This window comes from Sediminibacillus halophilus, from assembly GCF_900103695.1.
GTDB classification, from domain to species: Bacteria; Bacillota; Bacilli; order Bacillales; family Amphibacillaceae; genus Sediminibacillus; species Sediminibacillus halophilus.
The window spans coordinates 242,830-264,678 of record NZ_FNHF01000003.1 but is presented as its reverse complement, the minus strand read 5'-3'; the positions used below and the strand labels follow the sequence as shown (position 1 = coordinate 264,678).

At 45.7% G+C, this 21,849-nt stretch carries 19 protein-coding genes; 6 read left to right on the top strand and 13 right to left on the bottom strand.

From position 1 onward, the window contains the following. Positions 1-5: 5 nt before the first annotated feature. Together BLR82_RS11810 and BLR82_RS11805 are read right to left on the bottom strand one after the other, a co-directional pair. Positions 6-446 carry a threonine/serine exporter family protein gene (locus BLR82_RS11810; RefSeq protein ID WP_074599587.1) on the bottom strand — a complete coding sequence of 147 codons (441 nt, stop codon included), beginning with the start codon at positions 444-446 and terminating at the stop codon, positions 6-8. 18 nt (positions 447-464) lie between these two features. Beyond that, positions 465-1,217, bottom strand: coding sequence for a threonine/serine exporter family protein (locus BLR82_RS11805; RefSeq protein ID WP_074599585.1), 753 nt, complete (start codon positions 1,215-1,217; stop codon positions 465-467). Positions 1,218-1,712: 495 nt separating this feature from the next. Here BLR82_RS11805 and BLR82_RS11800 point away from each other — a divergent pair, with 495 nt between their 5' ends. Next, a complete protein-coding gene (locus tag BLR82_RS11800; protein WP_074599583.1) occupies positions 1,713-2,456 on the top strand; it encodes a MerR family transcriptional regulator in 744 nt (247 codons plus the stop codon). 134 nt (positions 2,457-2,590) lie between these two features. On the opposite strand, the gene BLR82_RS11795 is transcribed toward BLR82_RS11800, so the two are convergent. Both BLR82_RS11795 and BLR82_RS11790 read right to left on the bottom strand, forming a co-directional pair. Beyond that, on the bottom strand, positions 2,591-3,208 hold the full coding sequence (locus BLR82_RS11795) for a flavin reductase family protein (protein ID WP_074599581.1): 618 nt from the start codon (positions 3,206-3,208) through the stop codon (positions 2,591-2,593). Next, positions 3,205-4,572, bottom strand: a complete 1,368-nt coding sequence (locus BLR82_RS11790; RefSeq protein WP_074599579.1) for an MATE family efflux transporter — start codon at positions 4,570-4,572, stop codon at positions 3,205-3,207. Before BLR82_RS11790 ends, BLR82_RS11795 begins: the two co-directional genes overlap by 4 nt. Positions 4,573-4,789: 217 nt before the next feature. On the opposite strand from BLR82_RS11790, the gene BLR82_RS11785 reads away from it, so the two are divergent. Together BLR82_RS11785 and BLR82_RS21055 are read left to right on the top strand one after the other, a co-directional pair. Further along, positions 4,790-5,005, top strand: a complete 216-nt coding sequence (locus BLR82_RS11785; protein WP_074599578.1) for a Fur-regulated basic protein FbpA — start codon at positions 4,790-4,792, stop codon at positions 5,003-5,005. Beyond that, positions 4,998-5,135 (top strand): hypothetical protein, encoded by a 138-nt coding sequence (locus BLR82_RS21055; protein ID WP_175486799.1) that lies wholly within the window; start codon positions 4,998-5,000, stop codon positions 5,133-5,135. Before BLR82_RS11785 ends, BLR82_RS21055 begins: the two co-directional genes overlap by 8 nt. Positions 5,136-5,456: 321 nt before the next feature. Here the strand turns inward: BLR82_RS21055 and BLR82_RS11780 are convergent, their stop codons facing one another. The 7 genes from BLR82_RS11780 to BLR82_RS11750 form a co-directional block, all read right to left on the bottom strand. Then, entirely contained in the window at positions 5,457-6,665 is a 1,209-nt protein-coding gene (locus BLR82_RS11780; RefSeq protein WP_074599576.1) for a M20 metallopeptidase family protein, read from the bottom strand. Between the two features lie 17 nt (positions 6,666-6,682). Continuing rightward, positions 6,683-7,882, bottom strand: a complete 1,200-nt coding sequence (locus BLR82_RS11775) for a cystathionine gamma-synthase family protein (RefSeq protein WP_074599575.1) — start codon at positions 7,880-7,882, stop codon at positions 6,683-6,685. Positions 7,883-7,911: 29 nt separating this feature from the next. Next, positions 7,912-9,120 carry a M24 family metallopeptidase gene (locus tag BLR82_RS11770; RefSeq protein WP_074599574.1) on the bottom strand — a complete coding sequence of 403 codons (1,209 nt, stop codon included), beginning with the start codon at positions 9,118-9,120 and terminating at the stop codon, positions 7,912-7,914. A 295-nt stretch (positions 9,121-9,415) separates the two neighbouring features. Beyond that, complete coding sequence (locus BLR82_RS11765; protein WP_074599572.1) at positions 9,416-11,083, bottom strand: PucR family transcriptional regulator; 1,668 nt, start codon at positions 11,081-11,083, stop codon at positions 9,416-9,418. Positions 11,084-11,184: 101 nt separating this feature from the next. Then, positions 11,185-11,514: a MerR family transcriptional regulator gene (locus tag BLR82_RS11760; RefSeq protein ID WP_074599570.1), complete on the bottom strand. Its 330-nt coding sequence runs from the start codon at positions 11,512-11,514 to the stop codon at positions 11,185-11,187. 526 nt (positions 11,515-12,040) lie between these two features. Continuing rightward, positions 12,041-13,747: an ABC transporter ATP-binding protein gene (locus BLR82_RS11755; RefSeq protein ID WP_074600067.1), complete on the bottom strand. Its 1,707-nt coding sequence runs from the start codon at positions 13,745-13,747 to the stop codon at positions 12,041-12,043. Between the two features lie 154 nt (positions 13,748-13,901). After that, positions 13,902-14,516 carry a hypothetical protein gene (locus BLR82_RS11750; RefSeq protein WP_074599568.1) on the bottom strand — a complete coding sequence of 205 codons (615 nt, stop codon included), beginning with the start codon at positions 14,514-14,516 and terminating at the stop codon, positions 13,902-13,904. Positions 14,517-14,812: 296 nt separating this feature from the next. On the opposite strand from BLR82_RS11750, the gene BLR82_RS11745 reads away from it, so the two are divergent. Together BLR82_RS11745 and BLR82_RS11740 are read left to right on the top strand one after the other, a co-directional pair. After that, complete coding sequence (locus BLR82_RS11745) at positions 14,813-17,170, top strand: immune inhibitor A domain-containing protein (RefSeq protein ID WP_425440897.1); 2,358 nt, start codon at positions 14,813-14,815, stop codon at positions 17,168-17,170. 120 nt (positions 17,171-17,290) lie between these two features. Next, positions 17,291-17,602 (top strand): HesB/YadR/YfhF family protein, encoded by a 312-nt coding sequence (locus BLR82_RS11740; RefSeq protein WP_074599566.1) that lies wholly within the window; start codon positions 17,291-17,293, stop codon positions 17,600-17,602. An 815-nt stretch (positions 17,603-18,417) separates the two neighbouring features. Here the strand turns inward: BLR82_RS11740 and BLR82_RS11735 are convergent. Next, on the bottom strand, positions 18,418-19,908 hold the full coding sequence (locus tag BLR82_RS11735) for an amidase (RefSeq protein WP_074599564.1): 1,491 nt from the start codon (positions 19,906-19,908) through the stop codon (positions 18,418-18,420). A 154-nt stretch (positions 19,909-20,062) separates the two neighbouring features. Between BLR82_RS11735 and BLR82_RS11730 the strand changes: the two genes are divergently transcribed. Beyond that, positions 20,063-20,788: a DUF421 domain-containing protein gene (locus tag BLR82_RS11730; RefSeq protein WP_074599562.1), complete on the top strand. Its 726-nt coding sequence runs from the start codon at positions 20,063-20,065 to the stop codon at positions 20,786-20,788. On the opposite strand, the gene BLR82_RS11725 is transcribed toward BLR82_RS11730, so the two are convergent. Next, on the bottom strand, positions 20,778-21,686 hold the full coding sequence (locus tag BLR82_RS11725) for a DMT family transporter (RefSeq protein WP_074600065.1): 909 nt from the start codon (positions 21,684-21,686) through the stop codon (positions 20,778-20,780). The genes BLR82_RS11730 and BLR82_RS11725 overlap by 11 nt on opposite strands. Positions 21,687-21,849 lie beyond the last annotated feature (163 nt).

Here is a 21,849-nt window from a genome sequence, read left to right as displayed (position 1 = left end):
TCCTTTTACTTTACGATCCGTTTCCGACCCGCTTTCTTAATCACCTGATTGATTACTTCAGAAAACACGAGACCAATGGCAATCGCTCCTGAAATCAATCCTGCTTTTGCAGCCAGCTGGACCGCAGCATTATAATCATTCTCCACAAAATTGCGCATGGCGTCATAAGCCAGCCCGCCAGGTACCAAAGGGATGATACCGGAAACATTGAAGATGATTACAGGTGTTTTATAGTATTTTGCACATACTTGGCTTAACCCCCCGACTAAAAATGCACCCGCGAGCGTTGCCGGCACTGCATCGGTTCCCTCGGCTGCCAATCCATAATACAACACCCAGCCCAGCATCCCGACCAATCCGCATTGAATCAATGCATTGCGCGGCGCATTGAAAAGCACGCCAAAGCCGGCGGCTGCTATAAAGCTGGTGATCAGCTGTTCTCCCATACCATCCAAACCTTTCTATCAAACAAATGAAATTCCGACAGCGATCCCCGCCCCGATGGCACATGCCGTCAGCAGCGCCTCTGCACCTTTGGATAGGCCGGCAACGAGATGCCCTGCCATCAAATCGCGGACTGCGTTGGTGATCAATAAACCTGGTACCAGCGGCATGACTGCCCCAATAATTATTTTATCCATTTCAGCGCCAAGCTGGAGGTGAATAAACAGAAGGGACAACAGACCGATAATGACGGATGCCAAAAACTCAGCAAAAAATCGAAGTTCGACCCAATCGTGGAACCTTTCCATTGCCAGATAGCCGGCAGCGCCGGCCAACATCGCCGGGATGAAATCAAGCCAGCTGCCATCGAACATGATTGCAAAGCAGCCGCTAACCAGTGCCGCTGCAATAACTTGAAAGAAGAGCGAAAAGCTATAACTGTCCAAATCGGTTTGCTTCAACTGCTCATTGGCTTCCGTCATGGAAAGCTCGCCGTTTGTAACCTGCCGCGATATACTGTTGACAATGGCTATCTTATGCAAGTCCGTCGAGCGTTCAGATATTCGCATAAAATTGGTCGGGTCCGTTCCGTCTATGGAAAAAATAATGCCTGTAGGTGTTACATAGCTTTGAGAAGCAGTCTTTCCGAATGAAGCCGCAATCCGCTGCATGGTATCCTCGACGCGGTGTGTTTCTGCCCCGCTCTGCAGCATGATTTTTCCTGCCAGCAGGCAGACACTCGTGATACTTGGCGGTGTTGATTTTACATTCATATCCATCTTCTCCGTAATCAGCTTATATTGGTATTATAAGAGCAAACCCTGACGAAAAACAATGACAACGGACTGCACTCATCCTTGCATCAGAACTATCGAAAAATAGACTACCGTTTTCGCGTGCTTTTTAGGTGGGTACTCTTTCGACGCTACGGAAACACATTCGCTCTCCGGGGTCTCACCGAGGCCTTTCCTCCCGCTGGAGTCTCCATGTGTTTCCTTCGCTGTTCATCAGGTTAGGTTTTGCTAACCATCAAAATCCTTATCAGAGGAAGAAATAACCTTGGTTCCTCCATTTCAAGTCGAGTTTCAGACTATTATAAAGCTGAAAGAACGCTTACGCTGGACACATGCAACTAATGAGGATCAAAGAACAACTTTAAAGGGCTGCTATTTTATATAACGCCAATCAGCTAAAAAACAATAAAAAAACCGGTTGACTCTCACGTTACGTGATAGCTTATCGTTACAAAGGAAGGGAGGTTCTCAGCCGTGGGAATGACAGTAAAACAAGTTGCCGATCTAGTCGGAATCAGTGTGCGCACACTCCATCATTATGATGAAATCGGATTGCTGACCCCAGCTGATATATCGTCCGGAGGATACCGACTCTATTCGGACGAGGATTTGGAGCAGCTTCAACAAATTCTCTTTTACAAAGAACTTGGATTTCCATTGAAACGAATCGGCGAAATGATGCATGCACCTTCCTTCGATCGCCAGGAAGCCTTGGAACTGCAGTACAGCATGCTGCTGGAAAAAAGACGCAGGCTCGATAACATGATTGCATTGGTCGAACAGACGATTCAATCAGCAAAAGGAGAGATTGAAATGACGAATGAAGAAAAATTTGCCGGGTTTGATTTCAGCCGAAACCCTTATGAGCAAGAAGCACGGGATCGATGGGGAGATAAAGCCGTCGATGACTCGAACCAAAAGATCGGAAACATGACGAAGGAAGAGCAGCAGGCTCTCGGGGAGGATATGAATAAGATTTACCGAAGCCTTGCTGGTTTACGCCATCAGGACCCTGCATCGGATGAAGCACAGGCTGCTATTGGGGAATGGTTCCGTTTGTTGAACAAAATGGGCAACTATTCGCTAGACGCATTCAAAGGGCTTGGTCAAATGTATGTCGACGATGAGCGATTCACGAAAAACATCGACCAATTTGGATCCGGCCTGGCAAAGTTCATGCGGAATGCCATGGCAGTGTTTGCCGACAACCGCCAATAATGAGTACTAAAATCCCAGGTGCCGTAAAGGCCACCTGGGATTCTTTTTTCTGTTTGTCTCGTTTAGGTTTCCGTCTTTCTTCTCTTGATTCTCCCGTCTAATAGTAAAAAAAAATATATCAAAACGGTACTTATTCATTTTGTTTCGTGTGAATTACTAAAGGTTCCTTCCTGGCCTGGAAGTTCAAAGAAATCATCGATGTGTGTGTAATCACCTGCCATGCGGCCAATTACCTGTAATGCTTCCGGGTCTACTTTGTCCGTTTCCATATATACTTCGTCTTGGATATGATAACAAACCAGCCTGCCCAGTACGAGACTATTGCTGCCGATATCGATGATACGGTCAAGCTCGCATTCCATTTGGACAGGAGCAGCCGCTACGCGGGGGGAGCTTACCTTCTCGCCCGGAACTGATGTAAGACCGGCTTGCAAGAATTCGTCCGTATCAGGAGGATAAGCTTTGCTTGTTTCGTACATTTGATTTGCAAGCTGTTCATTGACAATGTTGACGACAAACGCTTTTGTAGCCCGGACATTTTCCAGCGTATCCTTTACTCTTCCTGATCCACCGACAGAAAAACAAAGGGTGATTGGCTCCATGGAAGCGACGGTAAAAAAGCTGAAAGGTGCCAGATTGGGGATACCTTCTTCATTTATCGTTGACACCCAGGCAATCGGACGCGGAACTACTGCGCCCTTAATCAGTTTACTCATGTCTCGTTCTGCGAATTGCGATGGCTCAATTTTCATTCGGATTCCCCCTTTTTACTGTCCAACTTATTCTGGAATAGTTTTTTCTCTCGCCATTTTCCATAACGGTAATAAAGAAAAGCGAACAAGCTGCTAATAACAAAGCTGATACCCATTCCGACGGCAATTCCGGTTTCCCCCAGCAATTGCGAGCATACATAAGTCAGCGGGTAACGCAAAACCCAGAAGGAGATAATATTCAGGATAAGCACCTGATACATTGCCCCTGCCGCACGTACCGTTCCATTCAAGATAAAATTGATACCCAAAAATGGATAAAAGAAGGCGATAATCCGCAAATAATGACTGCCAAATTGGACTGGCTCCGGCTCCTGAATAAATAATTTGATCGCAACTTCGGCCAAGAGCACTAGTAACAGAGCTAATAAAAGCATAATTCCCAGGTTGTAAAGCAGCCCGTATTTCGTAATTTTACTAACCCGGTCCCACTTACGTACACCAATGTTTTGTCCGGCCATGCTGTTGACTGCCGTTCCCAATGCCTGGGCAGGAAGCATGATTACACTGTCCAGCCGCTGTGCGGCACTGAAGCCCGCAACCACCGCTTCTCCATGAGACGTCACCACACTCATGATCGCCGCCACTCCGGCAGAAATGACCGACATTTGCAAACCGGATGGTACGCCAAGATTCAATATCAACAGTACCTCTTCCCGTCTTGGCAGTTTGGGGACAGAGAATGGCACGAGTTGATGCTTCAGCACATAATAAATGCCATATAAAAAAGCGCTACCCTGGGACAGAATGGTTGCATAGGCAGCCCCGTCCACCCCTAATCCAAACCCGCTGATCAACAGTGGATCTAAAAAGATATTGAGAACGACCGCAATCATCACAAACCGAAGTGGTGTCCGACTGTCTCCAACTGCGCGCAGCACGGTACCAATGAAGTTATAACCCAATAGGAAAAGGATGCCGAGCGCGTTTATCCGCAGGTATGTGACTGCTTCTCCTATCATGGCTTCCGGGGTTCCGAGCAAACCCAATATCGTCTCTGCGAAAAGGAAACCAACTATGCCCAGGACAACCGCCATGGCTGTCAGCACTACAACAAAAGCATTGAGATAACGTTTCATTCCCTCTTCATTGTCTTTTCCTTTTTGCTGCGACAGAATCGTCAAGGTGGCATTATTTATTCCGATAATAAAAGATAAGATAGTAAAGATGACCGTACTGGAAACGGCAACCGCACCGAGTGCATTTCCACCCAGCAGATTTCCCACCCACAGGCTGTCCGTGAACTGATAGGAAACCTGCAGCAGATTAGTGAAAATAATCGGTGCCGAAAACACCAACATCTGTTTTACTATGTTACCTTCCGTAAAGTCTTGTTGTCTGCTCAATGATAAGACTCCCTTATTTCCTATTTCTCCTCATCTTATCACGGAGATAACAGAAAATCATGAGGCATGGCTTGGTACCTTTTCTTATCATTAATGGGAAAGTCTCACACAAACATACCAAAAATCAGAAACCGTGTAAGATTTTCTCACCGAACTACTGTCAATTCGATAAGCATCTTTTAGAATAGGGATAAATTCACGACGAAGGAGCGCTGGAATGGCTTTTTTGAGAGAAGCAGTCGACAAGCAGAAGCAGGCAGTGATCCATCAGTTGGTAGTTGAAGGGGTCATCAGTATCGACGACCGGGAGATCTATCAAAAAACAATCAGTGAACTGGCGGATGAGTATGCGGACGTTGCAGTTGTTTCCCAAATAATCCGAAGAGCCTCAAATAAACATACCATACGAAAAGGAGTATCGGCCCATGATTAATCAGGAGGCAGTGGACTTGGCAAAAAAAATCGTCGAGCTTGATTTGAAAAGAGATGAAACATGGGAGAACCTGGCTGCACTTGCCGGAGATAAAGCACATGAATTATTGCGTAGAGTCCAAAACAGCTAACTGTTGAAAATGGCTGTGAGAAAACCACTGTGACTAAAACAGAAAAGCCGAACGATGATTCGAAATCGTCCGGTTTTTCTTCTGTGAAATAACTTGGAAATCATAAACCGCAGGCAGCAGTATTTTGCTCTCCTGTGAACCACAAGTATTGGCTTACAATTAGCTGAAAACAGGACACAGACCTTCTGCGGGAAGGAGGATATCGATAAGACCCTATAGAGCGAAAGCTCGTGGAGGCTCACCAGCCACCCGATAAGCGTAGTGTATTTCCGTAGCGAGGATAAGTGTTTTTACAAATAAAATGATAGGATGTCCCTATCTTCACCTTTCTTGCCGTTGTAAGAGCCTGTGGGCTGCCGCGGTGAATAATGCGACACCATATGGGAGCACCTCTTCATTCAAGGTGAAGCAAGGGCTGTGAAGCGGGGGGTTTTCCTTGTCCTTCCATCCACACCCCAAGAACGCCATGGCACTAGGCAGCTTTCTCGCAATGTGACTGAAATCTTCCCCTCCCATTCCATAAGGAGCCTCATGAATTTTTTGATCAGGGAAAAGGGTTCGAGCAGTATCCTTCCATAATTCCACCAGCTTCCCATCATTACACAAAGCAGGCTCTCCCTTTTCGATATGAAGCTGATGGCTGCCCCCAAATAGCCGCGCACTGGCAGCTACAGCTTCCAGCTCCTCGATTAGCTGGCGTCTTACCTTATCTGTATAGGCTCTTACTGTTCCTTTGATCGTCACCTGATCGGGAATGACATTAAAAGCAGCACCCCCATGGATACTCCCAACACTTAACGCAGCAACGCCCAGCGGATCTATCTTTCTGCTAACCAAACCGTATAACCCTTGCAAAGTGTGAGCAGCAATCCATACCGGGTCGATTGTCTGGTGAGGGTAGCCGGCATGGCCGCCCTCTCCTTTTATCGTCAGTTCAAAGTTATCGATACTGGCCATGCTCGGTCCGGTATTTACCTGCAAGTCTCCTGTTTGTCGCCAAGGACACATATGCAAAGCAAGAGCAGCCTCCACATCATCCAATACACCAGCTTCCAAAAAATATGGAGCCCCGGTCAGGCCATGAACATCGGTATCTTCTTCTGCAGGCTGGAATAAAAATTTTATCGTCCCCCGGGGCAGTGAACCGGCTTGAAAATCCTCAGCCAGCAGTTGGGCAGCGCCCAATAAAGTCGCCGTATGGGCGTCATGGCCGCACGCATGCATCACACCATCATGAGTCGAAGCGAAGGAAAGTCCGGTTGTTTCCTGAATCGGTAAAGCGTCCATGTCAGCACGTAAAGCGATGACCGGACCGTCGTCATTCTTCAATACGGCTACAATCCCGTGACCGGCAATTCCCCTTTGAATCTCGATTCCTTGCAGTTTTTCCAGACAAGCAGCCACAAATGCACTCGTCTTTTCTTCCTGGAAGCTGAGTTCAGGAAATTGGTGAAGGTAACGCCGCCAGTCAATGAGATCCTGCTTTATGGCCTCCGCTCGTTCTTTAAGTTTCTTCTCATAATCAAGCAAACCTGCCCACCTCTCCCTCAACTTTTCACCAATACCTCTTCGGGTAAAGAACGGAAAGCTTGCTCTAAGTCTTCGAGTAAATCTTCTATATCCTCAATTCCGGCAGAATAACGGATCAATCCTTCCGGTATTCCCATGGCTGCTCGTTCTTCCGGGGTGCACTCGACATGACTCGTCGTCCGGGAAGGACCTACAATCGTTTCCACCGAGCCCAGATTGGCCGCCCGATTGGCATATTTTAATTTTGGCAGCAAGTGCCGTACGGTTTCCACGCCGCCCTTTACGGAGAAACTAAGCATTCCTCCATATCGCTCCATTTGCCGTGATGCAACCTCGTGTCCTGGATGATCATCGAGACCAGGATAATAAACAGACTCGACGATATCCTTTGTTTGCAGATACCTAGCGACAGCCATGGCATTTTCACACTGCCGGTCGACACGTAATTTTAACGTTTTCATCCCGCGAAGCAACAGATAGGCTGCCATCGGGTCGAGCGTTGCTCCGTTGATTTCCCGATAGTGGTACACTTGCTCGACAAGTTTTTTGCTGCCGCAAAGTGCACCGCCGAGTGCATCGGCATGACCACCAAGAAATTTTGTCGCACTGTGGATGACCAAATCAGCACCAAGCGCCAGCGGCTGTTGGTTGATCGGCGTGGCAAACGTATTATCGACGATGACCAGCGCTCCGACACGCTTTCCCGCCACTGCCATTCTTTCAATATCGGTTATTTTCACCGTCGGATTGGTCGGCGTTTCCAAGTAAAGCACCTTGCAGCCATTCGCTAATTCCTTTTCAATGGCTTCATGGTCCCCCGTTTCACAAAGGGTTATCTCTACTTGCTGGCGGGGAAGGAATTCGGTAAAAATTTTATTGGTGCCGCCATAGGTATCTTTGATAGAGACGACTCTGTCACCAGGGCTGAGAAAGGTTCCCAACGTGTTACTGATCGCTGCCATGCCGGTAGAAAAACTAGTGGCAGCCTCAGCATTTTCCAAACACCGTATTTTTTCCTCAAAGGCCTGAACGGTCGGATTCGTATTCCTCCCATAAATATGCCCCGCCTTATTGCCAACTGCCACCTCGTACCATTCATCCATATCATCGTAACCAAACGATACACTATGCACAACAGGCACTTGCGTTGCACCAAAGGCTAACGATTCCTTCTCCCCTGCCCAGATTGCCTGCGTTCCTTTTCTGATTTCTGCCATCACGACTCCTCCTTTTTTGTTTTAAAATTCTAACTGATTTTTCCGTCTGAAGGATTGAGAAACACGGAATCCCGGATAATTACCTCCCGAGGATAGTTGGTAAATGTCTCACAGCCGGTTTCTGTCACCCGGATTGTTTCACTTATTTCGATTCCATAATGATTCAACCATAGAGCAGGTATCAGATGAAACGTCATATTAGGCTGTAAGACCGTCTTATCACCGTTGCGAAGACTAACAGTATGCTCGCCCCAGTCCGGAGGGTAGTTTAGCCCGACCGAATAACCGAGCCTTGCTTCTTTGATGATGCCATGCCGCTGAATCGATTGTTTCCACGTATCGTTTACTTCTTCACACGTCATGCCTGGAGTTATTTTTTGCAGGACTTCATTCAACCCTTCCGTCACATAGGAGGCAGTGGTCAGGATTTTTTCGTCTGGCTTGCCAATAGAAACCGTCCGAGCTAACGGAACATGATATCGTTTATAGCAACCAGCTATTTCAATACTTACGGTTTCGCCTTCTTGAAAAGAATCGTCTGACCAGGTCAAATGAGGGACAACCGTATTCTCACCTGTCGGAAGAAATGGCACGATTGCTGGATAATCACCGCCATATTGGTCAGTCCCGGCTAACATATGGTAATAGAGCTCGGCGGCGGTGTCGCACTGTCTGCCCCCAGGTTTGACAGTTGCGATTCCTTTGGTCATCGCCTGTTCGGCAATTTTCCCTGCCCGTCTCATATATTCGATTTCCACGTCGGATTTAATTAAACGGACGTGATTGACCAATAAATCAGCATCTTGAAAGACTGCATCCGGTAAATGTTTGACAAGTTGGGCAAACGCCTTGGCTGTGAAGTAATAGTTATCCATCTCTACGCCGATGCGACGGTTGCCCTGCCCGATTTGTTTCAGTATATCCGCAATGAAGGCCATCGGATGATGTGTCTGGGAATGAACGTAATAATCCGGGTAATCAATGACATTTTCATCGTATAGCCATGTCCCTGATTTGGCCCCGGCTGCGTCCATATGTCTTCCAATCCATAACGGCTGGGGCTGGTCCAAAATGATCACAAGCATTTGGTGAACGTAAAATGACCAGGCATCGTAACCAGATAAGTAATTCATATTTGCCGGATCAGTGATGAGCAGTACCTCGATACCCTGCACTTCCATTTGCTGCTTCGTTTCCGTCAATCGGTTCTGGTACTCCAAAATATCAAAGGGAAGCAATTCTACCCCTCCTTCGAATGTTATTTTTCTTACTATTATGATAATTCAAAGGAAAGGTCGGTTGCGATGTGCAGAATGTATGATGTTGAGAAGCACGTTATTATACAACATTTCAAGGAAGAGCCCGATCCATAAGACCTACCAACAACTACTGGACCAGACTCCCACTGAAGGGCTTTTCTTTCTGTTTCTCCGGCTCACTTTGATCTACTCCACCACGATGCTGAGCTGATGCTTGGGACACCCTTTCTTATCCATATAAAACAAAAAACCTTCCATACCGGAAGGCAACACGTCACTCTATTTTTTGCATCATCCAAAGCCGTACACTAAGCTCCAGCAAAAACAAATCATCCGGATCGACAAGGGATAGCTGGGTCAAAGACTCGATTGTACGCAGGCGGTGCAGCAAGGATTGTCTGTGTAAATTCAAGGAACGGGCGGTCTGACTGACATTGCCCTTATGCTGGTTGTAAGCGAGAAAAGTCCGAATTAAATCGGTCTTTCTTTTATTATCATATGCGATTAACGGAGAGACAGTTTGGCTGACTATTTGCACGATTGCCTCATCGCTTGCGAAATTCATTAACAAACGGTTTATTCTCGTATCTTCAAAAAAAGTCCTGCCACCTGAGCCATGTTGCTTCCTCCCGATTTCCAGCGCCGTTTTCGCCTCCTCGTAGCTCTCCTTAAAACAATCAATCCCTTCTTCATGTTTACCTGCTCCCCAAGAAATATCGAGTATTGGCAAAAAAGCATACAATCTTCTTTCCACAATATCGAGAAATTGGTTGGCTGCTTTGTAATACAGCTCTTCACTGTCCTCCAGGAAAATTATCACTTCCCCATCCTCAAAAGTGGCCATCGTTCTTCTGTTCAATACAGCCCCCGCATTAGTAATTTCCTTTTGCAGATTGAAATTGAGACTTTGCAGCGAGGAATTGGCTGGATTGTCGTTGCGGAAATCAACCTGATTTTTATAGGAGATTTTCCCAACCAGACAAGTGTACGGAAGAGATAAGTCGTATCCAAGCAGTCCCGCTTTTGCAGACTGAGTTCCGGTTGGTTGGTCGCTTTTGACCAAGTCCAGAACATAGGTATCTTTTAAACGGATCTCCGCCATTTCCACAGCATTTTCTTTGGCAAAATGAAGAGCAAAGGCAGTTAATGCATGTTCCAGAACATTCAGCATAAACCAAGTCAACGGCTGGCCGATTTCGGGCTGAAACAAAAGATACCCTTGGATTTTATGGTTATTTTGGATGGCAAGCCGGTAACAGGGACGTTTTTTAAGAAACCCCAGTTCCATATGGTGATAAAGAGGATGGTCATCACCAATACCGATTGATGCAGGAAAACGGCTTTGCTGATTGGAAGCACTGCTCTCAAACAAGGCAGACTCCGCCTCGTCGAAACAGGAGTGACAGCGAATATTACCGCCCTCACTTTGGACTGCAACCGGCATTTCGATCTGTCGATAAACAAGAGCCGTCATTTCAGCCAGCCCTTTGTCGTGCAGGACACTACTTATCAGCTGCTTACGAACCTCTTCCGCCTGGTTTCTTTGTCCCTGTTTCTCCTTGTTGATTTCTTGCAATACACTTTGCAGTACATCGCCGAATCGAACCTCCCATGGCATTTCCACGATAATAAACTGGTGTTGCGCAGCAAGGGATATGATCCTGTCTGGAATATTGAACACATAACGTCCAGTGGCAATTCCTAATAGAGAAGCGCCGGATTTGATCACGTCGAGCACAAATTGTTCAAGCTTTTCTGGATGTTCCTCACACCCCATGCCGGTGCTTAAAACAAATTCATTTTTACGGACAAAATTTTCAACCGGACCTTCGATCACCGAAACCCATTCGACTTGCTTCCCATCAAGTAAACCTTTCCCTGTTTTTACTGCCGAGGTTTCCATTACCGGCAATTGGACAATATCATTCGCTGTCAACCCCATCGAATCACCCCGCATTAAAGAATCACTTAACAAAAAAGCCTATTGTTAAAATATTCTGTTAACAATGATTCTATTATGCCGGTTTGATTCTGGCAATTCCCTCAGCTATCTTTTTGGACGCCAAAACGGGCATTGATTTGACCACGCATCAGTTCCTTGCGGATTTTTTTGTCCTCCTCCTTACGTTTTTCCTTTAACATCTCCTGTCTGATCTCGAAGGTTTGGACCCCTTCTTCCCGCTTGTTTGCAATATCAATCAATAGCTCCACATCAGCAAAAGAATACTTACGATTCCCCCTGTGGGAGCGCTCTGGAAATATCAGCTTACGCTCTTCATAATAGCGAATCTGCCTTTCGGACAAACCGGTCAATTCGCTGACAACGCCTATGGTGATTACTTTTCTTTCCTTGTAAGATGTATCCTGTTCCATTTACTCACCGCCGCTAATTAGATTCGTCAACATCTTACTCCTGATTATACATCGCTAGCAAAAGCATTCCTACGTTCATGTAAGATAATCTGACAAAGGAAAGTGGATATGTGAATAAACTTAACATGAATGCTGGATTTTCCTTAGCTTTTATGATTGAGCCATCATTTAATTACACTTGGAAAATTGTCTTTCTTGCTGTTGTTTTAATAGACTTAATGTAAAAAAAACCAGACCTTCGCAATAATAGGAACCGAGTTTTTAACAGTTAATAAAAACATATGTATGATTTCCTATTTCATTAAAAACCATATCATTAAAAGTACAACAGCTACGACCACCCAAATAATGGTTTGCTTCATGGTATAACTCCTTTCAGCTTAGTCTACACCCAATTATAAAAAGTTGAAGAATAAAATAAATAATCTTTATTATAGAACCTCTGTTTTACAAGTGGGATTGCTCTTTCTTGCTGCCACAGAACAGAAAAGGCCTGGACTTCTCCAGGCCTCCACTATCAATCTAGTTAACCATGCTTGTTCAGGCTGGCAAAAACGCCGCCTCTTTCCATTAACTCTTGATGGCTTCCTTCTTCCTCGATCCCATTTTCCGTAACGACGACAATCCGGTCAGCATTGCGAATGGTGGCCAGACGATGGGCGATGATTAGCGTCGTTCTATCTTCTGCTAGTTCATTCAATGCCTGCTGAATGATCAGCTCTGTTTCGGTATCCAAAGCTGATGTTGCCTCATCCAGTATTAAGATTGGAGGGTTTTTTAAAAACATCCTGGCAATCGCAATCCGTTGCTTCTGCCCTCCGGAAAGCTTAAGCCCTCTTTCTCCCACAGGTGTTTCGTATCCTAATGGCAATGATTCGATAAAAGCCTGCAAATGGGCTTTGCGTGCCGCCTCTTCAATTTCCTCGTCGGTGGCATCCAACTTGCCGTAAGCGATATTTTCCTTTAAGGTGCCCGTGAATAAAAACACATCCTGTTGTACGATGCCTATTTGGTCACGCAGCGATTGTTTTCGTAGTTCCCGGATATCCATATCATCCACGGTGATCCTGCCTTCATCCACATCATAGAATCGTGGAATCAACGAGCATATCGTTGTTTTCCCTGCTCCGGAAGGGCCGACAAAAGCAACCGTTTCACCTGCTGGAATCGACAGGTCGATGTGACTTAATACTTGTTTAGAATGCTCATAGCTGAAAGAGACATCCTCAAACCGTATATTTCCTTTCAGTCCGCTAATTTTTTTCGCATCCGGTTTGTCCTGCACTTCAGATATGGTATCGATTAAATCGATAAACCGTTTAAAGCCGGCCATTCCTTTTGGATATAATTCCATCAGTGCACTCACTTTATCAATCGGTTTGAACAGTACATTGACGTAAAGTACGAATCCTACCAACTGACCGTATGAGAGTTCCCCGGTAAAACTGAGCCATGCGCCAACGACGAGAACAATCAATGTTATGAATCTGGTCATCATATAAATCCCTGACGTACCGTAGGACATCACTTTATAGGAACGCAGCTTCGCTTTTCGGAAGTTTTGGTTATCTTTTTGAAAACGGCTGATTTCGTATTCCTCATTGGTGAAAGATTGGACAACTCTTACGCCGGAAACACTGTCCTCAACCCTGGCATTGACTTCCGCAATTTCCCTGTACATCTTTCTCCAGGCCTCATTCATTTTAAGGTTACAGTAGGAAATCAGCCAGACCAGAAATGGAACGATGATCAAAATGATGACGGCTAGCTTCATATTGACCATAAACATGATAATAAAGGCACCTGCAAATGTCATAATCGAGATAAACAAATCCTCTGGACCATGATGTGCCAGTTCTCCAATATCAAATAAATCATTAGTGACACGACTCATGATATGGCCAGTTTTCGTATTGTCAAAAAAACGGAACGATTGTTTTTGAACATGCTGAAAAAGCTGGCGGCGCATATCGGTTTCGATATTGATGCCCAACTTGTGTCCCCAGTAGTTGACAATATATTGTAAAAAGGTACTTAAAATATATAATGCAAACAACCCGATGCTGACCCAGGCAATGGCATTCCAATTATGAGTCGGAAGCAGTTTATCGACAAATCTTTGTACTGCCAGCGGAAAGGCAAGCTCCAGCAAAGCGACAATCACTGCGCAGGAAAAGTCGATAGTAAACAATTTTCGGTGTGGTAGATAATAAGCGAAAAAACGCGAAATCACGTATAGCACTTCCTTTAATTCTGACAAGTCTATACGGATTATATGCTTTTGCAGGTCATTAGGCAAGGAGGAATCGTAGCGGAATGGGGCAAAATATCTTCTTTCAGAGAAGCTGCTATAGAAAAAGGCAGGGATACGATCCTTGCCTTCATTATTATGGTAATACCGTTTTATTGTGATTGTCCCAAGCATTGTGTTTCCTATCTAACTTATAGAAGATGGCATCAAGCGCTTGGAGGGCTTTCTCTTTCTCTACTTCGTCTCTGCTTTCCGTGTATCTATCAAGAAGCTGCAATGCTTCGGTCATATCATCTTCCGCATATCCATATCCTCTGATGGTATGTATTTCTTTACTGATGATAGACGTTACAAACCCTTCTTCTGCTGTCCCATCAGACAAACCTTTCACCCTAATATTTCCATTACGAAAATTGTCAATGGATTGGTGAGCATTATGTATCGCCAGTCCTGGTTCGTTATGAATGGAAACATAATTGTTTTCTATGTCGACCTTTTTGTCCTCTGTGCTTCGTCCAAAATGATTTTCTTTTGTCAGTTCTTCCTTTTCCGACTGTGTTTTTTCAGCTAGTTCCTCAGCGGACTTCTCGTGATTGCCCTGGATTTCTGCAGGGGAAGCATAAGAATTTTCCACTACGGGGGTTGGTGTATATTTTATATAATCGAATATTTCTAAACTCATTATACTCAATATACCAAATCCACCAGTAATAAGCGCCGCGCAGGCCCACTTCATCATTCTGTTCAGCATACAATCCCCTTTCAAAAAACTCTATAAAGAAAGCTTACCGAAATAATTTTCATACCTCAACCATTTCATGAAAATTTTTATCCTTCTCCCCAGTAATAGAGCCGTCATTCTCCCATTTCTTTAGAATTTGCAAAATTCATTTGAAAAACACACTACTATTTACCCACCCAGACCACACAAACCCGGGTAAATATTACCATTTTATAGAAACTTACGTGTTATTTATAGTAATCTACTAGGATTTTATGGTATTTTATAGATTGTAAATATTCAGAAAATTGCGAGGGGGAGTTTTTTTGAACAAACGAAAAATTGCTTCAACTGCTATGGCGATGGCTTTAGGGTTGAGTACCTTGACTGTAGGTGCTCTATCACCGGTTCAAAAAGCACAAGCAGAATCGTTAAGTCCTAAGGTTCCTACGGCTCAAGTCGGTTCACCGGTTGATCTGGGAATCGCCAATGATGAGAAGCTGATCGAGATGTTGAAAGAAGAGGGGAAAATTGCTGCGGATGCCACAGCGGAGGAGGCTCAAGAAGCATTAAACCGTTTTTTGAAGGCAAAAGCAAAAGGTGCTCCTAAAGAGGAAACGCCTGACTCAGAAGTAAACAAAAAAGATGTCTTAAATGATAACAAAAGCAATAATTCGTTGACTAATGGGAAAGGAAACAAGCTTGGCATAGCCAAGAAAAATAAAGTCGGCAGTGTCGAGGAAGAATCGTATGACGGCTCTGTGCGGGAAGACAAAGTGTTGGTTCTTGCCATCGACTTCCCAGATTATGAAAAAAGTTCGATCACGGAAGATGAAACCGATATGTTCTATGAAAATTATACCCATGATCACTTTCAAGACATGATTTTTGGAGAAAATGGCTATGAAGGACCAAATGGAGAGAATCTTGTCTCTATGAAACAATACTATGAGCAGCAGTCCGGTGGAAGTTATACAGTGGACGGAACGGTAGCCGGCTGGTACACAGCCGATCATGAGGCGGCTTACTATGGCGGAAATTACCCTACACCAGATGGCAGCGATGCCCGTCCACGTGAATTAGTCTATGAAGCATTGAGCAAGGCTGCGCAAGACCCGAACGTCAATTTGTCAGAATACGACCAATGGGACCGCGATGACTATGACGGTGACGGCGTCTACCATGAGCCGGATGGAATTATCGACCATTTGATGGTCATCCACGCGGGTGTTGGTGAAGAAGCTGGCGGAGGCAACCTGGGAGCAGATGCAATCTGGTCGCACCGCTGGAATCTTGGCAACCTGGTCGCTGTTCCTGGTGCAAGCTCAGACAGCCCTCGTTTTGGTGGACAGTTGGCAGCCTATGACTATACCATCGAGCCAGAAGATGGAGCTGCCGGCGTATTCGCACATGAATACGGCCATGACCTTGGCCTGCCGGATGAATATGATACCCAATACACTGGAGCGGGTGAGCCAGTTTCTTACTGGTCGATCATGTCAAGCGGCAGCTGGGCAGGAGACGTACCAGGCACAGAACCTAGTGGTTTCAGTCCATATGCAAAAGAATACTTACAGGCAGAGCATGGTGGCAACTGGCTAAGCGGAACGACCTTGAACGCGGATGAAATTACCAGTGATGGTACGAGCATCCTGCTCGATGAAGGGGTCACAAAAGGGACAAACAACGATGCCGTTAGAATTGACCTTCCGGATAAAGCAACTGAAGTAAACAAGCCTGCCAGCGGTCAATACGAGTACTTTAGCGGCAGCGGCAACAATCTGGATAACTCCATGACGTTGAGTGTCGACTTAACCGGAGCATCCAGTGCAGAATTAAACTTTAAAACCTGGTATAACATTGAATCAGATTGGGATTATGCTTCCGTAAAAGTAAACGGTGAATCAATCGAAGGAAACATCACTACCACAGAGGATCCAAATGGGCAGAATCCTGGATACGGGATTACGGGCAATTCCGATGGATGGGTTGATGCCAGCTTCGACTTGTCCAGCTATGCCGGCCAAGAGGTGGAAGTAGAATTAAATTACTGGACAGACGTCGCTGTGGCGCTGCCTGGCTTCTATGTGGATGACATCACGGTCGCTGCAGACGGAACTGCAGTGGTAGAAGACGATGCGGAGGGTGACTCTCCGTTTACACTGGATGGATTTGTAAAGGATGAAGGAAAGTTCTATTCAGAAAATTATTACCTGCTTGAGTGGAGAACCCATAATGGCGTGGATGAAGGACTGGCTCACATTCGCAGAGGTGCAAGCCTGATGAGTTTTGACGAAGGGCTCATGGTCTGGTATGTCGATAACTCCTATAGTGAAAACTGGACTGGCGTACACCCTGGTGAAGGATTCCTGGGCGTAGTTGATGCCGACCAGCATACAAACTACTGGAGTGACGGTTCGGTGGCGGATACCCGCTATCAGCTGAACGACGCCGCATTCAGCCTGCACAAGTCCAGTAAAATGTTCCTTGATTATACCGAGACACTCGGTGTAACATTGACAGATAACCATACGAAACGTCGTCCACTGTTCGATGACAGTGCCGATTACAGCAATCCAGGATTGCCAGATGCAGGACGTAATGTTCCTACAGAGGGATTGAAGTTCCGTATTATTGGAGAAAGTACGGATGGAACTGTAGGAAACGTATTGATCTATAAGTAATCAACGAGAAAAGCCGGCTCTATCGCCGGCTTTTTTGTGTCTATTTTTTGTCGCTCTGTTGCGGAAATAGTGAAGAGAGGGGTTTTTTTGATATAGTAAAAGGGACAAGGAGGAACAAACATGATTTCCATAACTCAACCTGCAGCAAAATGGTACATAAAGGAACTGGATTTATCGGATGGAGATGCCGTTCGATTTTATGCGAGATACGGCGGCCATGGCGGCTTGCACAGGGGATTTTCTCTTGCCCTGGCAATCGAGCAGCCAAAGGATCCCGTTTTTCACACCGAATCATTAGGCATTACTTTCTTTGTGGAAGAGTCGGATGCCTGGTATTTTGAAGGATATAATCTCCATATTAAATATAAACGGAAACACGAGGAAGTCGAGTTTTCGTTTGAACCAACAGAGAACGCCAATTCAAATGATTAGTGAACAGTTAATAAGTGCCGCACCTACTAGTGAACATCCATTTCCAATAAGTAGTTTTTCCGGTCGACTTTTCATATTTATTTCTAGCGAAACAGCTGCGGAAAAACATCGCCAGACAAAGAGGTCGGGACAAAAGCATGGTAACTCTTTTGTCTGATGCGTGCTTCGTATCTTCCATTCGCGTGGTCTGATTTCCACATAATAAAGACAAGATGAAGTGAACTGTATTTTTCTATTGGCTGATAGGTATCTAAATAGTTACGAAGACGAGAAATAGCATGGGGTGCTCCTTTATTCTTCTGAAATTGGATGGTGCGAACTGGTTTCCATGCGGCTTAACTTTCTCCCCGTAACGGCTATCGACAACACGAAATCACGCCAGATGAGAAACTATCTCCATTCAAAGGAGGCAAGATACGCAGACTCCAGCCGGATGATCGCGAGCTGAAGATCCACTTGGGAAAGCAGCATTCTTTGCCAAGTTAGCTGAAGCCGTGCCCGCGGAAAGCGAAGTGCCTTGCTGAAGTGGATAGTTACTGTTCATAAGAGAAGGGTAGAACGGTATCCTTTTTTCCAATCAAAAAAACCGAACGAATCGTTCGGTTTTTGTTTTGGTCACGATGCTTTTGTCCCAGTCTCTTCAGATTGTCTCCCACTACTATCGGCCGGCATTGCGGCGGTTGTTCCTGAACTTTCGAATGAGTGGGTAAACCATCGGTCCCCACTTAATCAACCTTTTAATCCATTTTCCCATACACGGATCCTCCTTTGTTGTTGGTAATTTTCCTTTTTTCCGTGGATCCTAAACAAAAATATCATTTTCGGTTGATTGCAGCTGCTTCGGTATCCAGCCAAAAATCCGTTTTCTCCAGTTGACCGGCTAACTGCAGTAATAGAACTTCCCATCCTTTTGGAGCAATGAACTGGACTCCCATCGGCAGGCCGCTGTCAGACAAGTGCACAGGCACTGTCATCGCCGGCTGCCCGGTCAAATTGGCCAGCTGCGTATGTGGTGTATATGTCAAACTCGGTTCAAACATTTCATAAACCATCTCCTGCTGCCTTCGTTTGCTGACACTGTCCACCATCAGCAATTGCTCGATTTCTTCCACAGTATGAGTAAGTTCCCCATTCTCCGGTGCCGGATGAGCATTGGCCGGAGTGATATAGAAATCGTATCGTTTATGAAAATCAGCCATAGCCGCTGCGGCAGCGTCCCATTCAGCCAGACTGCGGGAATATTCAGCTGCCGTCACGTTCTGACCCGCCCGGTATAAGACCCAGGAGACAATCTCCATGTCATCAAATGTCACCGGGCTGTCCAACGCTCTCTCCATACTAGCCATCATCGCAGAAATTTCTCCACTGTTCATGATATAGTAGTTTTCCATCAGCCTGATACCGTCTATGGGAGCTTCCATCTCTTCTACCTCATGACCTTGTTCCTCCAGCCAGCTCACCACTTTATGTACAGCAGTCTCAGCCTCTTTACTTACAGGAGTTCCTACCGGCGAAGCCGTCGTATAAGCAATCCGGTATTTCTTCCTTAAAGGTTTTTGCATATCCTTTAAGTAACTGCCTTCATATAGCGGGATATGGAATGCAGCTTCCTGTTGAAAGGTCTGGAGCAAATCAAGCAGCGCAGCACTGTCCCGAACGGAACGGGACAACGCAAAGTCGATTGAAGCTCCTTGCCACTGCCGCCCATTCCCCGGGCCGACCGGCGTTCTTCCTCTTGTCGGTTTTAATCCGAATAACCCGGTAAAGGAGGCCGGAATTCGAATGGATCCCCCGCCATCACTCGCACCAGCAACGGGTACGATACCGGATGCAACAGCGGCTGCCGAACCACCGCTTGATCCGCCCGATGAATGGTTCACTTTCCACGGATTCTTTGTCGCTCCATATATTTCTGGCTCAGATATATTTTTCAGTCCAAATTCGGGTGTGTTGGTTTGTCCAACAAATAAAAAACCAGCATTGCGAAGGCGCGCCACTAAATTGGAGTCCCTTTTTGCAATGTTGTTACGCAATAAACGAGAGCCGGCCGTCAAAGGTTCTCCCTCCATTGCCTGGGAAATATCTTTCAATGCCATCGGCACTCCGGCAAAGCACTGAGAGTCAATATCAACCTGTTCCGCTTCTTTGAAGACCTTGTCTTTACGAGAGCGAATCACGGCGTTTAATGCAGGATTCACTTCCTCCAACCGTTGAAAGGCAGCCTCCAGAAGTTCCTGCGGCTTCACTTGCTTTTGTTTTACCAATTCAGCCAACCCGACTGCATCATATTGATTATATGTATCCATGCTATCCCCTCCTGCTTCTGATTATCTTTCTATTTTGCAATATCTGGCTTGATAGATAAAGCCAATTCTATCCTGCTTCTGTATAAAGAATGAATAAGCAAGCCAATTTAAGTAAGAGTGTAACTTAATTTTACCGAAAAGGTGTGAACGATTCATGGCCGATTTTTTCAAGGATGCCTTGCTCGTCCTGTTTCGAATAGCCACTATCCTGCCTTTATTATTGATCATTACCTTATTCATGGGAAAACGCGCCATCGGAGAACTGCCTGTATTCGACTTTTTAATCGTCCTTACGATAGGAGCGGTTGTCGGAGCAGATATCGCTGATCCCGGTATCGAGCATCTGCCAACCGTTGTCGCCATACTGGGAATTGCAGTACTGCAGCGCCTTGTAGCCAAGTGGAAGCTATCAAGTCGAAAGTTCGGCAAACTGGTAACCTTTGAACCGACAATCGTCATACAGGACGGGAAGCTGCTGAGAGGAAATATGAAAAAAATCCATTATTCCATCGACAATGTCCTGCAGATGCTCCGGGAAAAAAATGTTTTTGATATATCGGAAGTGGAGACAGCTGTCATCGAGGCAAACGGTTCCCTCAGTGTATTGAAACAATCACAAAAAAACACGGTCACACGGGAAGACATGGGCTTTTCCCGGCAAATAGCCAGTATTGCTTATCCAGTCGTCATGGAAGGAAAGATTTATCATTCCGTTCTGGAAAAATTCCAGGTCGATCAGGACTGGCTGCTGAATCAGTTAGCAGCGCAAAATATTCCCGGACCGGAGTCAGTCTTTCTTGCCACCATTAATCATCAATTACAGCTGCACATTTCGCTGAAAGAAGAAGAGACCAGCAAATTGCAACCAATCATTCACTAGAATGCAGGAGGATTTCTTTCTCACTGCTTTTTTCCATTTGGGTCCCCACGGTTAATACAACCATCCCACTCAAAAGGACGATCATGCCGAACCAGGAAATAGCAGTTAGGGTTTCCCCGACCAAAAACACACCCAATACAGCTGCGGTAAGCGGCTCTGCCAATGATAACGTGACCGCTGTGGAAGAATGTATCCCCCGTAAACCGAGTGAAAACAGAAGATAAGCCGCACTGGTTGCAGCGATTCCGAGATGCAAACTCACAGCCATTCCTTGCCAATGCATTATCCATGTCATATCAAATAAAAACAGCAGCGGAGCAAGGAGCAACGCACTCCCAGTAAAAATAACAGCGGTTACCGACAGTGCGGAACGGTTTTCCATTAGCTGTTTACTCGTCAATGAATAGACAGCAAAGGATAAGCCGGCACCAACTGCGAGCAGTACTCCGAGCGGCCGGACTGTCACTGTGCCAGTGTTCACAAATAATAATATACATCCTGAAACTGCCAACAAGGTAGCGATTCCCCAACGGATAGTCTGTTTTTTTCGATAAACAACCACTTCCAAAATTCCCGCCAAAATAGGGGCACTTCCTATCGCCGTTACTGTCCCGACTGCCACACCCGTCATTGTCACCGCGGAAAAAAACAGCGGTTGATAACAAGCCATACTAATCACTGCAGGTAGCGTCTGCTTTGAAGAAAATCCTCGCAAGGAACTGCCCTTTCTATCAAACACCAACAATAACAGAAGAAGTGTAATGCCCCCTACAGCAAGCCGGATAGCCCCCACCGCCACAGGGTGTGCCGTTTCCGGCGCAAATGTCTGCGCTGTCCCGGTCGTACCCCAAAGCATTGCTCCACCTATGACAAGCAGGAACGGTATCTTGTCTTTCATCTTCATCAGGCAACCCTTCTATCTAGGATATTGAAAATTTCTTTTCTATAAGTATAAATAATTATGAATATTTTGACGATAGAAAAAGTAGAACTCCTGATTTATACCACAGAGATGGAGCCAATTTTTGAAAGGGACGGAGCGGACACTAACTACGATGGGG

What these genes read in the sequence shown, in the direction of transcription:
- BLR82_RS11810 (WP_074599587.1), bottom strand. Translation starts at nt 446, where the DNA reads ATGGGAGAACAGCTGATCACCAGCTTTATAGCAGCCGCCGGCTTTGGC.
- BLR82_RS11805 (WP_074599585.1), bottom strand. Translation starts at nt 1,217, where the DNA reads ATGAATGTAAAATCAACACCGCCAAGTATCACGAGTGTCTGCCTGCTG.
- BLR82_RS11795 (WP_074599581.1), bottom strand. Translation starts at nt 3,208, where the DNA reads ATGAAAATTGAGCCATCGCAATTCGCAGAACGAGACATGAGTAAACTG.
- BLR82_RS11785 (WP_074599578.1), top strand. Translation starts at nt 4,790, where the DNA reads ATGGCTTTTTTGAGAGAAGCAGTCGACAAGCAGAAGCAGGCAGTGATC.
- BLR82_RS21055 (WP_175486799.1), top strand. Translation starts at nt 4,998, where the DNA reads ATGATTAATCAGGAGGCAGTGGACTTGGCAAAAAAAATCGTCGAGCTT.
- BLR82_RS11775 (WP_074599575.1), bottom strand. Translation starts at nt 7,882, where the DNA reads ATGGCAGAAATCAGAAAAGGAACGCAGGCAATCTGGGCAGGGGAGAAG.
- BLR82_RS11765 (WP_074599572.1), bottom strand. Translation starts at nt 11,083, where the DNA reads ATGGGGTTGACAGCGAATGATATTGTCCAATTGCCGGTAATGGAAACC.
- BLR82_RS11760 (WP_074599570.1), bottom strand. Translation starts at nt 11,514, where the DNA reads ATGGAACAGGATACATCTTACAAGGAAAGAAAAGTAATCACCATAGGC.
- BLR82_RS11750 (WP_074599568.1), bottom strand. Translation starts at nt 14,516, where the DNA reads ATGCTGAACAGAATGATGAAGTGGGCCTGCGCGGCGCTTATTACTGGT.
- BLR82_RS11740 (WP_074599566.1), top strand. Translation starts at nt 17,291, where the DNA reads ATGATTTCCATAACTCAACCTGCAGCAAAATGGTACATAAAGGAACTG.
- BLR82_RS11735 (WP_074599564.1), bottom strand. Translation starts at nt 19,908, where the DNA reads ATGGATACATATAATCAATATGATGCAGTCGGGTTGGCTGAATTGGTA.
- BLR82_RS11730 (WP_074599562.1), top strand. Translation starts at nt 20,063, where the DNA reads ATGGCCGATTTTTTCAAGGATGCCTTGCTCGTCCTGTTTCGAATAGCC.
- BLR82_RS11725 (WP_074600065.1), bottom strand. Translation starts at nt 21,686, where the DNA reads ATGAAAGACAAGATACCGTTCCTGCTTGTCATAGGTGGAGCAATGCTT.